We start from the raw sequence: 18,515 nt of genomic DNA on the forward strand, positions 1-18,515 counted from the left end.
CGTCCCCGAGGTGCAATCCATGAGTGTGGACCCCAACGCACGGGCCCGGGACCTCCCACCCGGCGGACCGAACGGCCAGCCCCCGGGCGGCGCGGCCGTATACCTGGTACCGGTGCTGGTCGGAGCAGCGGTGGCGGTGGTCCTCGGGGTGTACGGCGCGCTCCACGAGCCGGCGGGGACCGCGTTCAACCTCGCCGGGTTCAGCAGCACGGGCGCGGTGAAGTCGTGGCTGGCCACGGCGGCGTTCGCGTGCGGACTGGGGCAGCTCGTCTCGGCGCTCGCGATGTACGGCAGGCTGCCGGGCGTGCGTCCGGCCTCCTGGACGCCGGCTCTGCACCGCTGGTCGGGGCGGGTGGCCTTCCTCCTCGCGGTGCCGGTGGCGGTCCACTGCCTGTACGCCCTGGGGTACCAGACGCAGAGCGCCCGCGCGGCGTGGCACTCGCTGCTGGGGTGCTTCTTCTTCGGCGCGTTCAGCACGAAGATGCTGTTGCTGCGCGTGGAGCGGCTGCCCGGATGGCTGCTGCCGGTCGCCGGCGGACTCGTCTTCGCCGCGCTCACGGTCCTGTGGCTCACCTCGGCCCTGTGGTTCTTCCGCACCTTCGGAGTGACGACATGACGGACGGCAGGAGGGACGCCGTGGCCCGCCGGACGGTGGTACGGGCCGGGGCGGCGGGCGCACTGGCGGCGACGGCGGCAGGCTGCAGCCGCTACGGCGAGGAGAGCGGCGGCGGGACGTCCCCGCCTCCCGCGGCCGAGCGGACCGGCGGCACGGCTCCGCCGCCCGCGGACGGTGGCACGCGGCTCGGCACCACATCCGAGGTGCCGGAGGGCGGCGGAAAGGTCTTCACGGCCGAGAAGGTCGTGGTGACCCAGCCGGTGGCGGGGGACTTCAGGGCGTTCTCGGCCGTCTGCACCCACCAGGGCTGCCTCGTCGACAAGGTGGCGGACGGCACCATCGACTGCCCCTGCCACGGGAGCGAGTTCGATGCCGCCGACGGAGCGGTGGTGAAGGGCCCGGCGACACGGCCGCTGGCGGAGAAGCGGATCATCGTGTCCGGGGACGAGATCCGGCTCGTCTGAGGCCGGCGTGCCGAACTCCACGGCCGACCGAACTCCACGGCCGACCGGACCTCACCTCGATCGGCACTTCACCCCCGCCCGGAGCTCCACCACCGACCGGGCCGAAGCCGCCCGGTCCGGCCGACCTCGTCACCGCCGCCCCGGCCTCTCCACCCGCGGCCGACGCACGGCGGCCCGGCGGACGGTCTGGACACGGGGCGCGCCGCGGCGTACCCCGACTCGACAGGCAAGCGACTGCTTGCCTATTCTGCACTCGTGGCCGACAACCTCTTCAGGGCCCTGGCCGACGCCACCCGCCGCACCATCCTCGACGAGCTCGCGGAGAGGTCGGGACAGACACTGTTCGAGATCTGTGCGCGCCTGAGCACGAGGCACGGGCTCGGCATCTCGCGCCAGGCGGTCTCCCAGCACCTCGCCGTGCTGGAGGCCGCCGGTCTGGTCGAGACCAGGCGGGAGGGCCGCTGCAAGTTCCACGACCTGAACACGGCTCCGCTGCGGCGGATCACCGAGCGATGGCCCGTGCCCCACGCGCCGAACCCGGAGGACAGCACCTCATGAAGATCCATCTGACCAGCGTCTTCGTCGACGACCAGGCCGAGGCCCTGCGCTTCTACACCGAGATCCTCGGCTTCGTGAAGAAGCACGACGTCCCTCTCGGCGAGCAGGACCGGTGGCTGACGGTCGTCTCACCCGAAGAGCCCGGCGGCACCGAACTGCTCCTGGAGCCCGCCCGCCATCCGGCCGCCAGGACCTACCGCGACGCGCTCGTCGAGGACGGCATCCCGCTCGCCCAGTTCGCCGTCGACGACGTGGCGGTGGAGTACGAGCGCCTGAGCGCCCTCGGCGTCCGCTTCACCCAGAAGCCCCTGGAAACGGGCCCGGTCACCACCGCCGTCCTCGACGACACCTGCGGCAACCTCATCCAGATCGCCGGCCTGCCGCAGTAGGCGGGCGGCCCCGGCAACGGTCGGCCCCGGTGGGCGGCCGGCCGCGAACGGCGCTCTCCCGGACGGTCCGCTCCACCGCACCGGTTCGCTCAGGCTTCCCGCCCACCGGCGCCCGCGTGCGCACCCACGATCGCCACCGCCTGCCCGCTCACCCGCACGCGCGGGTCCGCGGCGGAGGCTTCCACCCGGAGCAGGCTGGGCCGACCGAGATCCTCCCCCTGACGGATGGTGAAGGCACCGGAGGGCGGGAGAGCGCCGAGGGCGCGCAGGTAGCCGCCGAGGGCGGCGGCCGCGGCACCGGTGGCCGGATCCTCGACGACACCGCCGACCGGAAAGGGGTCGCGGGCGTGGAAGAGCCCTTCGGCCTCACGCCAGACCAGCTGGAGCGTGGTCCAGCCGTGACGGTGCATCACCTCCGCCAGAGCGTCGAAGTCGTAGTCGAGTGCGGCGAGACGCTCACGGGTGGCCGCGGCCAGGACCAGGTGCTCGTTTCCGCCGAAGGCGACGTGCGGGGGAAGCGCGGGGTCGAGGTCTTCCGGGGACCAGTGCAGGGCCGCGAGGGAGGCATGCACTTCCTCGTGACTCGCCGGCCGGGAGCGGGTGGGGACGCTGGTGAGCGTCGCCGTCACCGAGCCGTCCGGCTCTGCCGAGGTGTCCAGGGCGATCTCACCCACCGGCGTGCCGAAGGCGAGCGGGCCGGGGCCGATCCGCTCGGCCAGGGCCACCGCGGTGGCGACGGTCGCGTGGCCGCAGAAGGCGACCTCGGCGAGGGGGCTGAAGTAGCGCAGCCGGAATCGGCGCGCCGGGAGGTCGGCGGCCGTGACGAACGCGGTCTCCGAGTAACCGACTTCGGCGGCGGTGGCCAGCATGGCGGCATCGTCCAGTGCGGCCGCGTCGAGCACGACGCCGGCCGGGTTGCCACCGGCGGGGTCGGTGGTGAAAGCGGTGTAGCGAAGGGTCTCGGGGTGTGTCATCGGGCTCATGCCCTTACCGTCACAGCACGCAACCATTTCCACAAACGATGGATATCGATAGCGGTCATCGCTGTTCCCGATGGTGGCGGTTATCGTCGGCGGCATGGAGACACGACTGCTGCGCACCTTCGCCACCGTCGCACGGACCGGGAACCTGACAGCCGCCGCGGAGCGCCTGCACCTCGTCCAGTCCACCGTCACCGCCCAGGTGCAGGCACTGGAGAAGGAGCTCGACCTGCGCCTGTTCGACCGGCTGCCGCGCGGGGTGGTGCTCACCGGCGCCGGACGCGAGGTGCTGGCACAGGCCGAGGCGGTGCTGGAGGCCGAGTCCCGGTTGCGGGCGGCCGCCGCCTCGGCCGGTGGCGCGGGCGGCCGGGTGACCGGACGGGTGGTGCTCTCGGCCGGCGAGACGCTGGTGTCCGCGCGGCTGCCGGGAGTCATCGCCGCGCTCCGGCGCAGCCACCCCGGGATCGAGGTGGACCTGCACACGATGGGAACCGCAACCGCCGTCGCCGCGCTCCGCACCGGCGAGCTGGACCTGGCCCTGCTCCTGGAGGACGAGGCGAACTTCCGCGACATCGAGTGCACGCCGCTGGCCCGCGAACCGCTCGTCCTCGTCTGCTCCCCCGACCACCCCGTCGCCCGCAGCGCCACCGACTCACCCGCCGGCTGGGCGGAGCTGGCCCGCCAGGACTACTTCCTGCACGAGCAGGGCTGCTCCTACAGCGACCACTTCATCGACCGGCTGCTCGCCGCCGCCGAAGGGTCGCAGCCCCGGATCACCCGCTTCGGCAGTCTGGAGGCCGCCAGGTCCTGCGTCGCCGCGGGCCTCGGCCTCAGCCTGCTGGCCCGCGTCAACGTCGCGGACGCGCTCGCGGCGGGCCGCCTCACGCAGGTGCCCGGCCCGCGGTTCCCCGACGTCACCGTCCAGCTGGCCCGCCACCAGCGGCGCTGGCTCTCCCCCGCGGCGGCCGCGCTCGCCACGGAACTACCGCACCACTTCCCCGGCTGAACGCGGTCGCCCGGCGGCCTCCGGAACGGCAGCGAGAACGTTCCCGGGCTCGTGCAGCCACAGGTCCCCGCCCTCCGGCCGCACGGTGAGCCCGAACGCCTCGGCCGCCGGCGAGCCGAGGCCGGCGTAGTCGCGGTGCGTCCGCTCGATCTCCGCCCACAACGCGCGCGGCCCGTACTCCCACACGTCCCCCGCGACCGCGGTCGCCGCCGAGCCGTCCGGGTGCTGCGCCCACACCTGCACGCCCGCCGGGCCCTCGCTGTGCCACAGCCGCACGCCCGGCAGCCGGGTACCGCCCCAGAGGGCGAACCCCAGGTGCAGCACCGCGGCCGGGCCGAGGCCGGTCCGCCGGCCGCGGGCCGTTCGGCTGTCGACCGGCTCGCCGCCGGCGACGCGGTGCGACCGCATCGGCATGTACGACGCGCCGCCGTGGAACCGGCCCGTCGCCGTGCCGTCGCCCCGCACGGCGAGCCGCACCAGGGCGCCCGACCAGAACTCGCGGGCGAGCGGGGCGACGATCAGCCCACCCGGCCGCACCTGGTCGACGTACGCCCGCGGTACGTGGCGCAGGGCGCACGTCGCGAGCAGCCGGTCGAACGGCGCGGCCTCGGGCCAGCCCCGCTCGCCGTCGCCGCAACGGAGGTTCGGCCGGTAGCCGGCGGTGTGCAGCGCCGTCTCGGCGTGCGCGGCGAGCGCCGGGTCGAGCTCGATACTGAACACCCGCTCGCCGCCGAGCCGCTCGGACAGCAGCGCCGCGACGTACCCGGACGCGGTGCCGATCTCCAGTACGCGTGAGCCGTCCTCGACCCGCAGCAGCCCGAGCATGCGGGCGACCATGCTCGGCCGCGAGTTCGACGACGTCGCGATGCCGGGCCCGTCCTCGGCGCCGTCGTCGAGCTGGATCACGACCGGCTCGTCGGCGTGGACGAGCGCGTGCCGCTCGGCCGGCGAGCCGAGCAGTGTGCATCCGTCGTCGTCCTGCCGCCACGCACGGGCGGGGATGAACGGTTCGCGCGGTACGGCGCCCCACACGCGGCGCCATGTGCCGTCGAGCAGACCGCGCTCGTGCAGGTCCTGGACGAGCGCGGCGTGCCCGCCCGGTCGGGCGGTCGTCACGACGTCGAGTCCTCCGTGGCCTTGCCGGGCCCGCTGCCGTCCGGTGAGGGCGGCTGCGGCGGCGGGTTCCACGGCCTGTCGCTCGGCTGCCCGGCGTGCTTGCCGCTGTCGCTCATGGTCCTGACCTCCTGTGTGGTGGGGGTGTGCACGGGTCGGCGGACGTGGTGCAGTGTGCCCCGCCCGTACGGTCCGCCTCAGTCCGGCGGGCGGGGCCTCTGAGGGCCCCGCGGCCTGCCGGGGCACACGATCCGGAGGGAGACGGTCGTGTCGGCGGCCAACGGGGAGTGAATGCCACGCCTCTCGAGCGGCTGGCCGGGCGGGGATGGCTTGGCCGCACCGGGCGTAGTTCACGGCCGACCGCCCTTCGGGCAGGTCCGGCAGTGCCGCGGATACCAGCGGACGCGCATCCCCGCACGGCGAAAGTAGTGCTCGCCCTCGAAGTCGACCACCGTCGAGGGCAGGAGCGTGACCGCGCAGAACGCGCACTCGACGCCGCGCTGCTGCTGCCGCGTCAGCGTGCCGATCGGCGGGGGCAGTGGGCGGTCGGAGGTGCGCTGCCTCATCACACAGCCTGCGGGGTGACATAGCCGAGGGTGCGTTCGGCGCGGTTCAGCTGCCAGGTGAGCGCGGCGTGATGGTGCTCGGCCTCGACATGGGACAGCACCAGGTCGACGACGCCGACAGGGTGATCGAGGACGAAGAGCTGCAGCGGTACGCGGATCTCGCCCGTGCTCGGGTCGCCGCTGGGTGCGACGCCGGGGCGTGGTGACGCGTGCGACGGCATAGGCATCCGGACTCCCTTTGTGTGAGCCGTCGTTGACCGAACGTCACCGTAAAGGGGCAACCGGCCAGTAACGGGGACGGTCTGTCCCCCTGTCCCGAGCCGTCCCCCTAGCCGGCTTCGCGCAGGCCGATTCGCTCGGCGAGCCGGGCAGCCTCGGGGCGCAGCGCGCGTGGGGCGTCGCGCCACAGCTCGGCGACCGCCGACCGGGCCGACGGGGTGAACTCGACCGTCTCGGCACCGACCGTGTAGGAGAGCTGCATCACGTGCAGCGCTGCCGTGCGGTCGCCGCGCTGCAGGTGTCCGCGGGCGACCTCGACCCACAGCCGGGCCCGGCGCTCGACCGAGGGCATTGCATCCGGGTCGAGATCGTCGGCGAGGTTCAGCGCCTTGCCCGCGGTACGCAGATCCGTCGCCACGGACACGGCGTGAAAGTCGACGTTCGCCCGACCGAACACGGTCGACGGGTGCACATACGCGGCGGGGAGACTCTTCGCGACCTGGTCGCCGACTCCCCAAAAGCGCCACGCGTCTCCGGACCGGCCCTCGCGGGCGGCGGTCACCGCGGCGTGCAACTGCAGCGCGCCGTACACGCCTCGCCAGTCGTCCGGGGCACCGTCGAGGTGCGGACGGATCAGGTCGGCCGCCTCGGTCACGACCCGCATCGCTTCCTCGGGATAGGACGTCTCGCGCAAGATGTTGCCCATGTTCCACGCGGCGGCCGCGATCGCGGCCGGATCGTCGGCATCCTGCGCCGCGGCGAGCGCCCGGTCGGCGACGACCCACGCGAGCTCGGCGGGCGCGACATACGCGGTCGCCTGCCCGGTGAGTCGGTACACGTCCGAGAGCGCGACGAGCCCCGCCCGACGCTCGGCGCCGTCGAGGCCGCGGCCGGCTGCCTCGGCATCGCGGATCAGCTTCGGCAGCAGCCGGGCGACTTCCGTGCGGTTGTGGCCGCTGCTGTGCCACAGCTCCCACGTCTGGTCGACGCGCCCCTGCAGCGCGGCGACATCGACCGGGCACTCGGGCCTTGACGGGATGAGCCGGCGGTTCATCACCGCGTCCCAGATCGCGGGCATTCCCGGATGGTGCAGGCGACCACTCGGCACCGTCTGAGCCGGGCCCGCAGCGCCGGTGATGATCGAGGCGTCCGAGATCTGCAGCGCGGCGGCGAGACGCAGAATCAGGGTGTTGGAGCGCAGCTCACGCTCCCCTGTCTCGATCTTCTTCAACCAGTCGACGCCGCGGCCGCACATGCCCGCGAGGATCTCGCGGGTCATGCCTCGGGACTCGCGCAGCAGCCGGATGCGTTCGCCGGTCGTGAGTTCGTCGGGGATGTCCACGATCGGTGCCCCTTCTCTGTTCCGTTTCGGTCAGGGTACGGGCGTAGTCCCCGGCGAGGGAACGTCGTTCGTGTGCAAGCCGTCCGGGTATGCCAAGGCTCCCCCGGTGCGGACCCGCCGGGCGGACCCTGCGGCCGCCCGTAGACCTGCGGGCCCCCAGGCCCCTCCGGACCGGGCGGGCCCGGCTCGCCCTGCGCGCCGTACGGGCCCGTCACCGCACTTGGGAGCCCTGCCCGCCTTCGCCCCGGCCCTCGGCCGGGTTCACGTAGCCTTCGTCCATGACTCCCGAGGACCTGGTGCGCGACCACACGATCTACTCCTGTGTGATGGGGTCACGGGCCTTCGGCCTGGCCACGGACGGCAGCGACACCGACCTCCGCGGTGTGTTCCTCGCACCGACCGCCCTGTACTGGCGGTTCGACAAGCCCCCGACCCATGTGGACGGTCCCGCGGAGGAGCAGTTCTCGTGGGAGCTGGAGCGCTTCTGCGAGCTGGCGCTGCGGGCCAACCCGAACATCCTGGAGTGCCTGCACTCCCCCCTCGTGGAGCGCGTCGACGACACCGGCCGTGAACTGCTCGCGCTGCGCGACGCGTTCCTGTCCCGGCGGGTCCACGAGACGTTCGTCCGCTACGCAGTCGGCCAGCGGCGCAAGCTGGACGCGGACGTCCGGCAGTACGGCGCTCCGCGCTGGAAGCACGCGATGCATCTGCTGCGGCTGCTGGCGACGTGCCGCGACCTCCTCCGCACGGGCCGGCTGGTGACCGACGTGGGCGACGGCCGTGAGCGGCTGCTCGCGGTCAGGCGGGGCGAGGTGCCCTGGCCCGAGGTGGAGTCCTGGACCGCCCGGCTCGCCGCGGAGGCGGACACCGCGGTGGCCGGGAGCCCGCTCCCCGCCGAGCCGGACCGGGCGCGGGTGGAGGACTTCCTGGTCCGGGTACGGCGGGCGTCGGCGCTGCGGGAGGCCCAGCAGGGTCCGTAAGGCAAGTCGTGCAGGTCGTGGCGGGCGGTGGCCTCGTCGGGCGGTGACGAGCGCGCCCGGGCCCGGCCCTGGGCGGAGTGCGGTCCTCTCACCTCCGCGCGCACGGAGTCCGACCGCGAACTCGGCGGGGTGAAGGGCCGGTGCGCCGGCTCAGGCGTCCCAAAGGGCACCCAGGGTCAGCAGTTCGCTGCGGTACTCGATGCGCTCCTCCCACTCCTTGGGCCAGGCCCGGGCACCGAGGTGCGCCCCGGCGAAGGCGCCCGCGAGGCAGGCGATCGAGTCGGAGTCCCCCCGGGTGCACGCGGCGCGGCGCAGCACCGTCAGCGGCTCCTCGGGGAAGAGCAGGAAACAGTGCAGCGCGGTGGCGAGGGCCTCCTCGGCGATCCAGCCGTCGCCGGTGGCGAGGCAGGGGTCGGTCTCCGGGTCGGGGTCGCGCAGGGCGGCGGCCAGGCGCTCCAGCGCCGCGAGGCACTCGTCCCAGCCGCGCTCGATGAAGTCCTCCGGCGTGGCGTCGTGGGCGTATGTCCAGAGGTCGCCGAGCCAGCCGTGGTGGTAGCGGGAGCGGTTCTCGTACGCGTACGACCGCAGCCGTCCGACGAGGCCGAGGGGTTCCGTGCCGCGCGCCAGCAGGTACACGGCCCGTGCGGTGAGGTCGGAGGCGGCCAGGGCGGTCGGGTGGCCGTGCGTGAGCGCGGCCTGGAGCTGGGCGGCTCCGGCGCGCTGGCCGTCGCTGAGGCCGGGCACCAGCCCGACGGGCGCCACGCGCATGTTCGCTCCGCAGCCCTTGGACGCGATCTGGCTGGCCTCCTGCCACGGCATGTCGCTGTCGAGCTTGCGGCAGGCGACCAGGCAGGTGCGGCCGGGGGCGCGGTTGTTGTCGGGCGAGTGGTACCAGTCCACGAACTCCTCGCGCAGCGGCCGGGTCAGCCGCAGCGGGGCGAGCAGTCCCCGGTCCGTGGCCGTGCGGATGGCGCGGGCCAGCGCGAGCGTCATCTGGGTGTCGTCGGTGACGACCGCGGGCCTCGGCAGGGCCGCCTCCCGCCAGGGACCGAACGAGGCGAGGATCGACGGCACGTCCTTGAACTCGGTGGGGAAGCCGAGCGCGTCGCCGAGCGCCAGCCCGACGAGGGCGCCGGTGGCGGCCTGCTTGGTGGCGGTCCTCGCCGCCGCCAGGCCGGTCGGGTCCTTCATGTCGATTGCCGTCCTTCCGGTCGCAGAAGCGGAGGGTGCAGGGCGTTCGCCGGCCCCGCGCGGTAGAGCGCGGCCGGTTTCCCCCGGCCGCCGGTCAGGCGCGCGCGTCCTTCGACGGCTTCCACGAAGCCTGGCGTGGTGAGGACCTTGCGCCGGAAGTTGGGGCGGTCGAGTTCGACGCCCCAGACGGTCTCGTACACCTGCCGCAGCTCGCCGAGGGTGAACTCGGCGGGGCAGAAGGCGGTGGCGAGGCCGGTGTACTCGAGTTTGGCGCCGACGCGTTCATGGGCGTCGGCGAGGATGCGCTCATGGTCGAAGGCGAGGCGTGCCCGGCTGCCGTGGGCCACCCAGCGGGCGTGTGCGGCGTCGCCGCCGCCGATCGGTTCGGGCAGGTCGGGCACGAGGGCGGTGTAGGCGACCGACACGACCCGCATCCTCGGGTCCCGGCCGGGGTCGCTGTAGGTGCGCAGTTGCTCCAGGTGGAGGCCGGCGACGGTGGTCTCCGACAGGCCGGTCTCCTCGGCGAGTTCACGGCGGGCGGCCTGCTCGGCGGACTCCCGCGGGAGGATGAAGCCGCCGGGCAGCGCCCAGGCGCCCTTGTACGGCTCGGTGCCGCGTTCGATCAGCAGGACGTGCAGCAGGCCGTCACGGACCGTGAAGACGGCGAGGTCCACGGTGACGGCGAAGGGCGGGAACGCCCTCGGGTCGTATCCCTCGACGGTCACCGGAGCTCCGGCACGGGTGCGTCCCCGCCGCGGGTGGGCAGGGGGTCGGCGAAGTACCAGCCCTCGGCGAGCAGTTCGTCGACGGCGGCGACGGCGGCGGCCAGCCGCTGTTCACGCGGTCCGGTGACGGTGACGAACCGCCGTCCGGTGCGGGTGAGTTCCTCGGTGAACCGGGCGGTCATCCAGGGGCGCAGATGTTCGCCGTCGCGCAGGCCGTCGTCCTCGAAGGGAACTCCCTCGTGGTCGGTGAGCACCCAGAGGTCGCCGCGGCCGGCCGCGGCGATCCGGGCGACCTCCTCGTGCGGGCCGCCCATATAGCGCTCGTGCCAGACGGTGGTGGCGAAGGCGTCGGTGTCGCAGATCAGGACCGGGGAGCCGGTCCGGGCCGCGGCGTTCTCCCGTTCGGTCTGGCGCCGGGCGATCAGCGGGAAGTCGTCGGTGTCGAAGCGGACGTCGGACCAGACCGCGCCCGGCTGTTCGGCGCGCAGGGCCGCGAGCTTCCGCTCGCTGTACTCCCTGCCGTACTCGGGTACCACCGCGGTGCGCGCCCAGATGCCGCCGCGCGCCCGGTAGTGGGCGGCGAGCGCGTCGGCCAGGGTGGTGGTGCCGGTGGACTCCGCGCCGAGGACGACGACCCGCCGGGCGAGGGCGGCGCGTACCGGCGGCTCCAGGAAGTCCCAGCAGCCGGCGGGGTCGTCGCGCACGGCGGTGCCGGAGACCGGGAAGACCGTGCGCCCCGGGTCGACGCAGACCGAGTCGGCGCGGAACCTGCGGGCCAGTTCCTCGCCGTACGCCTCGGAGGTGAACACGGCGTCCACGCGCTCGGGGACGGCCGATCGGAAGACCGCCATGTGCGCGTCCCACACCGCCGGGTCGGTGATGTCGACGGGGATGTCGTCGACGGCGCCGACCACCCGGACGTCGGGGTGCACCTCGCTCATCCACGCCGTGCGGGCGTCGAGCGGGATCGACTCCACGGACGCGGCGCAGACGAGGACGGTCAGCCGGTCGCAGCGGTCGCGCGCGGTCCGTACCAGGTGGTGGTGGCCCGCGTGCGGCGGATAGAACTTGCCGAGGACGAGCCCGTGCCGGTAGCGCCTCACGTCGTCGCCTCCGCGGTCGCGTCCACCGGCGCGTCCTGCCGCGCCGCGCCGGTGGGCACCGGCAGGGGCTGCCGGGCCGCCAGGTCGCGCGACCAGTTCCGCAGCCCGAGGACGCACAGCGTCATGAAGCCGATGTACAGCAGCGCGGTGAGGTACAGCTCCTTGTACGCGTACAGCGGCACATAGACCACGTCCGCCGCGATCCACAGCCACCAGGACTCCAGCCGCTTGCGGCACTGCCCGTACGTCGCCATGAGGGACAGCGCGGTGGTGAGCGCGTCCCAGAACGGGACGTCCGAGTCGGTGGCCCGGTCCAGGAGCAGTGTCAGCCCGGCTGTCCCCACCACCCCCGCCGCGAGCAGCCACGTCCACTCGGCGCGCGTGGTGCGGCGCACCGGGAGGGTGTCGGAGCCTGGTCCACCCCCGTGGGTCCAGGTCCACCAGCCGTACACGGCGAGGGTGATGAAGACGACCTGCAGCCCCGCGTCGGCGTACAGGCCGGCCTGGGTGAAGAGCAGGACGAAGAGCACGTTGTTGGCGATGCCGACGGGCCAGTTGGCGATGTGCTGCCGGGCCACGAGCCAGACGCACAGGGCCCCGGTGCCGAAGCCGAGCACCTCGGTCCAGCTGACCGGCGTGCCGAGCGGCGTGAACAGCGGCTGCTGCAACGGCGCGAGTACCTCCGCGAGGCTCACGATCGCCCCCCTTCTTTAGAGTCACTATGACTATAAAGGTGGAAGGGGTGGCCCGGCAAGCAGGACGGCGGAAGGCTGGGGCACGGCATCCGGCGCGGGCACCCCGGCGCCGTCACAGACCGGGTGAAGGGAACGGAACGGGATGAACATGCCGTTGCTGCACAGGAGTTTCCCCGAGGCGGCCGGGGCACTGCCGCGGATGCCGCTCGGCGACGGGCCGACGCCCGTGCGGGTGCTGAGCGGTCTCACCGGCCGGGTACCGCTGTGGTGCAAGGACGAGAGCGGGTACGGCTCCGGGGGCTGGGGCGGCAACAAGGTGCGCAAACTGGAGTGGATCCTCCCCGATGTGCTCCGCCGCGGCGCCCGCACGATCCTCACGGTGGGAGGCACGGGCACCAACTGGGGCCTGGCGACGGCCCTCTACGCGAGGGAACGGGGGCTGCGGACGGCCGTCGCCCTGGTCGACCAGCCCTTCGACGACCACGTCCGCGGGCAACTGGAGCGGCTGCGCCGGTCCGGCGCGACCCTCCACTTCACCCGCACCAGGGCCCGGACGATCGCCGCGGCGCCCTGGCTCTTCCTGCGCCACTCGGCGCACGGGCGCCCGCCGTACTTCCTGCCCGCCGGCGGCTCGTCCCCGGTCGGCGCCCTCGGCTATGTGGAGGCGGCCCTCGAACTCGCCGACCAGATCGCCGCGGGGGCCGTCCCCGAGCCTTCCCACGTGGTGACCGCCGTCGGCTCCGGGGGGACGGCGGCCGGCCTCGCCCTCGGCCTGCGGCTCGCCGGCCTGGAGCGCACCCGGGTCGTCGGCGTGGTCGTCAACGACACGCTCCGGCTCGACGCGCGCACCGTCTCCGCGCTCGCCGCCCGGACCGGACGGCTGCTGCGCGCACGGGGCGCGAAGCTGCCCGGCGACGTGGTCGCACCGGACGACGTCACGCTCGTGCGGGACTGGCTGGGGCGCGGCTACGGGCACCCCACCCCGGGCGCACTGCGGGCCCGGCGCCTGGCGGCGGACCAAGCGGGGCTGGCACTCGAACCCGTCTACACGGCCAAGGCGCTGGGCGCCCTGCTGGACATGGCGGCCGACGGCCGCTTCGGCGCCGGTCCGGTGCTCTTCCTGCAGACCCACGGGCCCCGGGACGGCGCCTGACGGGCGGCGCGGTGGGCACCCAGGCGCCGACCGCCCGTCACGGAGGGCGGGCGCCCGGTTCCCGGGCGTTCGGCGTCACCGGCGGCGGAGGCGCGGCGGGCAGTCGCTTCCGCCGGGCCCCGCCGGAGAACGGCAGGCGCTCCCACCGCACCCCGCCGGAGAACGACAAGCGCTCCCGCCGAGCCCCCCGCCGGAGAACGGCAGCCGTCAGAGGCCGACTTCCTTCATCAGCATGCCGACCTCGGTGTTGCTCAGCCTGCGCAGCCAGCCGGACTTCTGGTCGCCGAGCGCGATGGGGCCGAACGCCGTCCGCACGAGCTTGTCGACCGGGAAACCCGCCTCGGCCAGCATGCGCCGGACGATGTGCTTGCGGCCCTCGTGCAGCACGACCTCGACGAGGTAGTTCTTGCCGATCTGCTCCACGACCCGGAAGTGGTCGGCGCGGGCGTACCCGTCCTCCAGCTGGATGCCTTCCCGGAGGCGCTTGCCGACCTCGCGCGGAAGGGGGCCCTGGACCGCGGCGAGGTAGGTCTTCTTCACGCCGTACTTGGGGTGGGTCAGCCGGTGCGCCAGCTCGCCGTGGTTGGTGAGCAGGATGATGCCCTCGGTCTCGGTGTCGAGCCGGCCGACGTGGAACAGGCGGGTCTCGCGGTTGGTGACGTAGTCCCCGAGGCACTGGCGGCCGTCCGGGTCCTCCATCGTGGAGACGACGCCGGCCGGCTTGTTCAGCGCGAAGAACTGGTACGACTGCGTGGCGACGGTCAGCCCGTCGACCTTGATCACGTCCTTGGCCGGGTCGACCCGCAGCCCCTGCTCGGTCACGATCTCGCCGTTGACCTCGACCCGCGCCTGGTCGATCAGCTCCTCGCAGGCGCGCCGGGAGCCGTAGCCGGCGCGGGCGAGCACCTTCTGCAGCCGCTCGCCCTCCTGCTCGGCACCCGGGAACGTCCTGGGCGTGCTCGTCCGGGGCTTGTCCGCGTGGCGCTCGCGGTTGCGCTCCTCGGCACGGGCCTCGTACTCGCGGGAGCGCGCGGGGGCCGTACGGCCGCCGCCGCGCTGCGGGGACTGCTTGGGCCCGCCCTTGGCACCGCCCCGGGCGGCCGCGCCGCGGCCCTTCTTCTGGCCCTCGGAGGCCGGGCCCCCCACGTCGTAGCGGCGCTCCTCGGGACGGGGCTTGCCCGCGCGCTTCGGCTTGTCGTCGCGCTGTCCCCCGCTCCTCGACCGGGCGGCGCCCCCACCGGCACCCCGGTAGTCGCCGCGTCCGCTGCTGTTCCTGCCGCTGCTTCGCATCAAAGTTCCGTCGTCGTCGTGTCGTCTGCGTCTGTGTCCGGTGCGTCCGGATCGAACGACGGGACGCCCTCCTGGGTCTCGGCCTCGATCGCCTCCGCCTCGGGGAGGAACGGCGCGAGCTCGGGGAGCTCGTCCAGACCGCGCAGGCCCATCCGCTCCAGGAAGTAGTTCGTCGTCCTGTACAGGATCGCACCTGTCTCGGGTTCCGTGCCCGCCTCCTCCACCAGACCGCGCTGGAGCAGGGTCCGCATGACGCCGTCGCAGTTCACTCCGCGCACCGCCGAGACCCGGGAACGGCTGACCGGCTGCCGGTAGGCGACCACCGCCAGCGTCTCCAGGGCGGCCTGGGTGAGCCGGGCCTGCTGGCCGTCGAGGACGAACCGCTCCACGGCGGCGGCGTGCTCGGGACGGGTGTAGAAGCGCCAGCCTCCGGCGACGAGCCGCAGCTCGAAGCCGCGGCCCTGGATCGTGTACTCGTCGGCGAGCTCCCGCAGGGCGTCGGCGACGGCGCGGCGCGGCTGCTCGAGGACCTTGGCGAGGTGCTCCTCGGTGGCGGGTTCGTCGACGACCATCAGGACGGCCTCGAGGGCGGGCTTGAGGGCGGGCTTGAGCACGGACCGGGCGCCGGAGGCGTCCCCGGCCCGGGGCTCGTCCCCGGCTCCGGGCGCCGTGACGGTACCGGACGCGGCGGCCGACCCGGGCGCGAGGGCGGTGCGGGTCCCGGGCACGTCGGCGGTGCGTGCCCCGGACGGGGTGGACTCTCCGGACTCGTCGCTCACGCCTTGTCCTCCATGCTCTCGGGGGTCCGGTCGAACTCGTCGGTGACGTGTGCGCCGGCCTCGCCGCCGGCCCAGGTGATCACGAGCTCCCCCAGCGCGTCCTCCTGGTCCAGGACGACGGCCTTCTCACGATAGAGCTCCAGCAGGGCGAGGAACCGGGCGACCACGGTGAGGGTGTCCGCCGCACCTTCGGTCAGCTCCCGGAAGCTCGCCCGGCCGCGCTCCCGCAGCAGGCCCACGACGACCTCGGCCTGCTCGCGCACGCTCACCAGCGGCGCGTGGATGTGCTCCACGTACACCTGCGGCGTGGGCTTGGGCTGCATCGCCTTGACCGCGAGCCTGGCGAAGCCCTCCGCGCCGATGCTGATGACGACGTCGGGCAGCAGCTCGGCGTGGTGGTCCTCCAGGCCGACGGTACGGGGGTGGCGCCGGGACTCCTCGTCCAGCCTGTCCCTGAAGATTTCGGCGACCCGCTTGTACGCGCGGTACTGGAGCAGCCGGGCGAACAGCAGGTCCCGCGCCTCCAGCAGCGCGAGATCCGCCTCGTCCTCCACCTCGGCGGCCGGCAGCAGCCGGGCGGCCTTCAGGTCCAGCAGGGTCGCCGCGACGACGAGGAACTCGGTGGTCTGGTCGAGGTCCCAGTCGGGGCCCATCGCGCGGATGTGCGCCATGAACTCGTCGGTGACCTTGGACAGCGCGACCTCGGTGACATCGAGCTTGTGCTTGGAGATGAGCTGCAGCAGCAGGTCGAACGGCCCCTCGAAGTTCGCCAGCCGAACCGTGAACCGCCCGTCGTCGACCGGCTCCGCGACGGGCCCCGCCGCCGCGGCGTCCTCCCCGGGCACCGTCGGCGCGCCGGCCGGCGGCGCGCACGGAGCGGGAGCGGCAGCCCGAGCGGCGACCGTATCGGCCACCGCAACCGGCACCGGATCGGCGACGGGCCCCCGAGCGACGGCAGGATCGGCCACCGCGTCCGGCACCGGGTCGGCGACCGGCATCGGGTCGGCGACCGCGTCCGGCACCGGATCCGCAACCGGCACCGGATCGGCGACCGGATCGGCGACTGGATCAGGGACCGCCACCCGCGCCGGGGTGGGTGTCGCCTCCGCGGTGAAGGCGGCCGTGGAGTCGTCGGGCTCCGGGACGGACGGCTGCTGCCGGCCCTGCCCCGGGTCCGGCCCGCCGCCGGCAGCCGTCTCGGGAAGGGGGTCACCGGGCCCGGGGGTACCGCCCGGTGCCCCGGGCGCCCGCCGGGTCGCCGAGGGGGCCTCGCGGGCGGCGTCCGGAGCCTCCGGCGGCGCGGGGGCCGTACCCGGGCCGCGGCCCAGGGTGCGGCGGGGCGGGCGGGCCGGGGGCGGGGGGTCGGAGGGATAGGCGGGGTCGGCGGGGTCGGCGGGGTCGTTCGGCGGCATCGTGGTCCAGGGGGCGGAAGGAACGTCGCGCGAAGGCTATCCGGTCAGCGGCCGCGCAGGCGCCGCACCAGGATGCTCGCGTCGCCCCGGGACTCCAGGTCCGCCAGGACGACCGCCACCGCCTCGCGGACGATGCGCCCGCGGTCCACGGCCAGCCCGTGCTCGCCGCGCAGCACCAGCCGGGCGTGCTCGAGGTCCATCAGTTCCTCGGCCGAGACATAGACCGTGATCTTCTCGTCGTGCCGTTCCCGGCCGCTGGGCCTGCGGCCCGCCGCGCGTCCCCGGCGGCGCGGGGCGGCGGCCTCCTGCGGGCGGCGGCTCTTCTGCGCGGCCTGTGCCGCGGGGGACGGCTGATCGCCGTCCGCGGCGCGGCTGCGCGGCACGGACGCCTCCGTGTCCCCGGCCGAGGAGTGCTCCTCGGAGGCCGCCGGGGCGCCCGGTCCGGACGCCGCGGGCGGACTGTGCGGCCCGGCCGGAGGCGGCTCCACCGGGTCGCTCTCCCCGGCGGGCGCCGGCACCCGCGCCTCGCCGTTCGCCCCCGCCGGCCCCCGCCTCGGGGACGAGGACTGCAGCCCCATGCCCCCGGTCGTACGGAACAGTTCGTCGGCTCCGGGCAGACTCACTCGGCGTGACACCGGGCGAGCACCTCCCTGGCGAGCTGGCGGTAGGCGGCGGCACCGACGGAGTTGGACGCGTACGTGGTGATGGGTTCCCCGGCGACCGTCGTCTCCGGGAAGCGCACCGTGCGCCCGATGACCGTGTGGTAGACGTGGTCGTCGAACGCCTCGACCACCCGCGCCAGCACCTCACGGCTGTGCACCGTGCGCGAGTCGTACATGGTGGCGAGGATGCCGTCGAGCTCCAGGTCCGGGTTGAGCCGCTCCTGGACCTTCTCGATCGTCTCGGTGAGCAGGGCGACGCCGCGCAGGGCGAAGAACTCGCACTCCAGCGGCACGATGACCTTGTGAGCCGCCGTCAGGGCGTTGACGGTCAGCAGGCCGAGCGACGGCTGGCAGTCGATCACGATGTAGTCGTAGTCCTGCAGCAGCGGCTTCAGGGCGCGCTGCAGCGTGGACTCGCGCGCGACCTCGCTCACGAGCTGGACCTCGGCCGCCGAGAGGTCGATGTTGCTGGGCAGCAGGTCCATGTTGGGCACGGCGGTCTTCAGCAGGACCTCGTCCGCGGACATGCCCCGCTCCATGAGCAGGTTGTAGACGGTGAGGTCGAGTTCCATCGGGTTCACGCCGAGTCCGACCGACAGGGCTCCCTGCGGGTCGAAGTCGACGAGCAGCACCCGGCGGCCGTACTCCGCGAGCGCGGCACCCAGATTGATGGTCGACGTCGTCTTGCCGACGCCGCCCTTCTGGTTGCACATTGCGATGATCTTCGCGGGGCCGTGGTCGGTGAGCGGGCCCGGGATCGGGAAGTACGGCAGCGGGCGCCCGGTCGGGCCGATGCGCTCGCGGCGCTGGCGGGCCGCGTCGGGGGCGAGTGTGGCCGCGTACTCCGGATCGGGCTCGTACTCGGCGTCGGGGTCGTAGAAGTGCCCCTCGGGCACCTCGTCGTAGTCGGCGAAGTGGGTGGACTCTCGGCCACTCCCGTTGCCGGCCATGGCGTTCACGTGTTGGCCGTCCGTCATCTTCATCGTGTGGGCTGTCGTCGTCGTGTGCTGGTGCGTCGCGAAGGTACGGACAGCGACGGAGCCGACAGCTTCGGGCCCGGACGAGGGCGCCCGGCCCGGCGTCGGGGGTACCTCCACGCCCAGGGGGCGCACCGTGAGCATTCCCGGTTGTCCGCCCCCGGGAGAAAATGTCGACTCATTCACAAGTCGTCTTACCTCCTTGGACGTGACCAGGCAACTTATCGATAGGTCAGCGTGGCACCATGCCGACGGTTGGCGACTCTATGGCGTGTCACCACTCCGCAGCAACACA

21 protein-coding genes are annotated in these 18,515 nt (G+C 73.8%); 7 read left to right on the forward strand and 14 right to left on the reverse strand.

The features are described 5' to 3' along the window. Positions 1–19: 19 nt before the first annotated feature. From DDW44_RS07150 to DDW44_RS07165, 4 genes are all read left to right on the forward strand, one after another. Entirely contained in the window at positions 20–616 is a 597-nt protein-coding gene (locus tag DDW44_RS07150) for a DUF6529 family protein (protein ID WP_108905897.1), read from the forward strand. Then, positions 613–1,080: a Rieske (2Fe-2S) protein gene (locus tag DDW44_RS07155; RefSeq protein WP_108905898.1), complete on the forward strand. Its 468-nt coding sequence runs from the start codon at positions 613–615 to the stop codon at positions 1,078–1,080. The genes DDW44_RS07150 and DDW44_RS07155 overlap by 4 nt, the downstream gene beginning before the upstream one ends. A gap of 255 nt (positions 1,081–1,335) precedes the next feature. Further along, entirely contained in the window at positions 1,336–1,638 is a 303-nt protein-coding gene (locus DDW44_RS07160) for an ArsR/SmtB family transcription factor (RefSeq protein WP_108905899.1), read from the forward strand. Beyond that, a complete protein-coding gene (locus tag DDW44_RS07165) occupies positions 1,635–2,027 on the forward strand; it encodes a VOC family protein (protein WP_108905900.1) in 393 nt (130 codons plus the stop codon). Before DDW44_RS07160 ends, DDW44_RS07165 begins: the two co-directional genes overlap by 4 nt. An 89-nt stretch (positions 2,028–2,116) precedes the next feature. On the opposite strand, the gene DDW44_RS07170 is transcribed toward DDW44_RS07165, so the two are convergent. After that, positions 2,117–3,010, reverse strand: coding sequence for a PhzF family phenazine biosynthesis isomerase (locus DDW44_RS07170; protein ID WP_166802836.1), 894 nt, complete (start codon positions 3,008–3,010; stop codon positions 2,117–2,119). 94 nt (positions 3,011–3,104) lie between these two features. Here DDW44_RS07170 and DDW44_RS07175 point away from each other — a divergent pair, with 94 nt between their 5' ends. Further along, positions 3,105–4,013, forward strand: coding sequence for a LysR family transcriptional regulator (locus DDW44_RS07175; RefSeq protein ID WP_108908755.1), 909 nt, complete (start codon positions 3,105–3,107; stop codon positions 4,011–4,013). On the opposite strand, the gene DDW44_RS07180 is transcribed toward DDW44_RS07175, so the two are convergent. The 4 genes from DDW44_RS07180 to DDW44_RS07195 all read right to left on the reverse strand — a co-directional run bounded on the left by DDW44_RS07180 (position 3,990) and on the right by DDW44_RS07195 (position 7,253). Next, a complete protein-coding gene (locus DDW44_RS07180; protein WP_244223980.1) occupies positions 3,990–5,129 on the reverse strand; it encodes a methyltransferase domain-containing protein in 1,140 nt (379 codons plus the stop codon). The genes DDW44_RS07175 and DDW44_RS07180 overlap by 24 nt on opposite strands. A gap of 347 nt (positions 5,130–5,476) precedes the next feature. Next, positions 5,477–5,692 (reverse strand): hypothetical protein, encoded by a 216-nt coding sequence (locus DDW44_RS07185; RefSeq protein WP_146206998.1) that lies wholly within the window; start codon positions 5,690–5,692, stop codon positions 5,477–5,479. Then, positions 5,692–5,919 carry a hypothetical protein gene (locus DDW44_RS07190; protein ID WP_146206999.1) on the reverse strand — a complete coding sequence of 76 codons (228 nt, stop codon included), beginning with the start codon at positions 5,917–5,919 and terminating at the stop codon, positions 5,692–5,694. Before DDW44_RS07190 ends, DDW44_RS07185 begins: the two co-directional genes overlap by 1 nt. Before the next feature lie 101 nt (positions 5,920–6,020). Then, a complete protein-coding gene (locus DDW44_RS07195) occupies positions 6,021–7,253 on the reverse strand; it encodes a helix-turn-helix domain-containing protein (protein WP_108905905.1) in 1,233 nt (410 codons plus the stop codon). Between the two features lie 278 nt (positions 7,254–7,531). On the opposite strand from DDW44_RS07195, the gene DDW44_RS07205 reads away from it, so the two are divergent. Continuing rightward, positions 7,532–8,233: a nucleotidyltransferase domain-containing protein gene (locus DDW44_RS07205; RefSeq protein ID WP_108905906.1), complete on the forward strand. Its 702-nt coding sequence runs from the start codon at positions 7,532–7,534 to the stop codon at positions 8,231–8,233. Between the two features lie 150 nt (positions 8,234–8,383). On the opposite strand, the gene DDW44_RS07210 is transcribed toward DDW44_RS07205, so the two are convergent. The 4 genes from DDW44_RS07210 to pnuC are packed head-to-tail and all read right to left on the reverse strand — an operon-like array spanning position 8,384 to position 11,947. Further along, entirely contained in the window at positions 8,384–9,424 is a 1,041-nt protein-coding gene (locus DDW44_RS07210; protein WP_108905907.1) for an ADP-ribosylglycohydrolase family protein, read from the reverse strand. Then, complete coding sequence (locus DDW44_RS07215; RefSeq protein ID WP_108905908.1) at positions 9,421–10,149, reverse strand: NUDIX hydrolase; 729 nt, start codon at positions 10,147–10,149, stop codon at positions 9,421–9,423. Before DDW44_RS07215 ends, DDW44_RS07210 begins: the two co-directional genes overlap by 4 nt. Continuing rightward, a complete protein-coding gene (locus tag DDW44_RS07220) occupies positions 10,146–11,252 on the reverse strand; it encodes an AAA family ATPase (RefSeq protein ID WP_108905909.1) in 1,107 nt (368 codons plus the stop codon). Before DDW44_RS07220 ends, DDW44_RS07215 begins: the two co-directional genes overlap by 4 nt. After that, positions 11,249–11,947, reverse strand: coding sequence for a nicotinamide riboside transporter PnuC (gene pnuC / locus DDW44_RS07225; RefSeq protein ID WP_108905910.1), 699 nt, complete (start codon positions 11,945–11,947; stop codon positions 11,249–11,251). The genes DDW44_RS07220 and pnuC overlap by 4 nt, the downstream gene beginning before the upstream one ends. A 142-nt stretch (positions 11,948–12,089) precedes the next feature. On the opposite strand from pnuC, the gene DDW44_RS07230 reads away from it, so the two are divergent. Beyond that, entirely contained in the window at positions 12,090–13,100 is a 1,011-nt protein-coding gene (locus DDW44_RS07230) for a 1-aminocyclopropane-1-carboxylate deaminase/D-cysteine desulfhydrase (protein WP_108905911.1), read from the forward strand. A gap of 207 nt (positions 13,101–13,307) precedes the next feature. Here the strand turns inward: DDW44_RS07230 and DDW44_RS07235 are convergent, their stop codons facing one another. From DDW44_RS07235 to DDW44_RS07255, 5 genes are all read right to left on the reverse strand, one after another. Continuing rightward, the gene (locus DDW44_RS07235; protein ID WP_018892750.1) at positions 13,308–14,390 is read right to left on the reverse strand and encodes a pseudouridine synthase; all 1,083 of its coding nucleotides are present in this window, start codon (positions 14,388–14,390) and stop codon (positions 13,308–13,310) included. After that, entirely contained in the window at positions 14,390–14,962 is a 573-nt protein-coding gene (scpB, locus tag DDW44_RS07240) for an SMC-Scp complex subunit ScpB (RefSeq protein ID WP_051093206.1), read from the reverse strand. The genes DDW44_RS07235 and scpB overlap by 1 nt, the downstream gene beginning before the upstream one ends. Positions 14,963–15,165: 203 nt before the next feature. Next, positions 15,166–16,581, reverse strand: coding sequence for a segregation and condensation protein A (locus DDW44_RS07245; protein WP_108905912.1), 1,416 nt, complete (start codon positions 16,579–16,581; stop codon positions 15,166–15,168). Positions 16,582–16,625: 44 nt separating this feature from the next. Next, positions 16,626–17,204, reverse strand: a complete 579-nt coding sequence (locus tag DDW44_RS07250) for a hypothetical protein (protein ID WP_108905913.1) — start codon at positions 17,202–17,204, stop codon at positions 16,626–16,628. Beyond that, positions 17,201–18,364: a ParA family protein gene (locus tag DDW44_RS07255; RefSeq protein ID WP_108905914.1), complete on the reverse strand. Its 1,164-nt coding sequence runs from the start codon at positions 18,362–18,364 to the stop codon at positions 17,201–17,203. Before DDW44_RS07255 ends, DDW44_RS07250 begins: the two co-directional genes overlap by 4 nt. Between the last annotated feature and the right edge of the window lie 151 nt (positions 18,365–18,515).

This window comes from Streptomyces tirandamycinicus, assembly GCF_003097515.1.
GTDB classification, from domain to species: Bacteria; Actinomycetota; Actinomycetes; order Streptomycetales; family Streptomycetaceae; genus Streptomyces; species Streptomyces tirandamycinicus.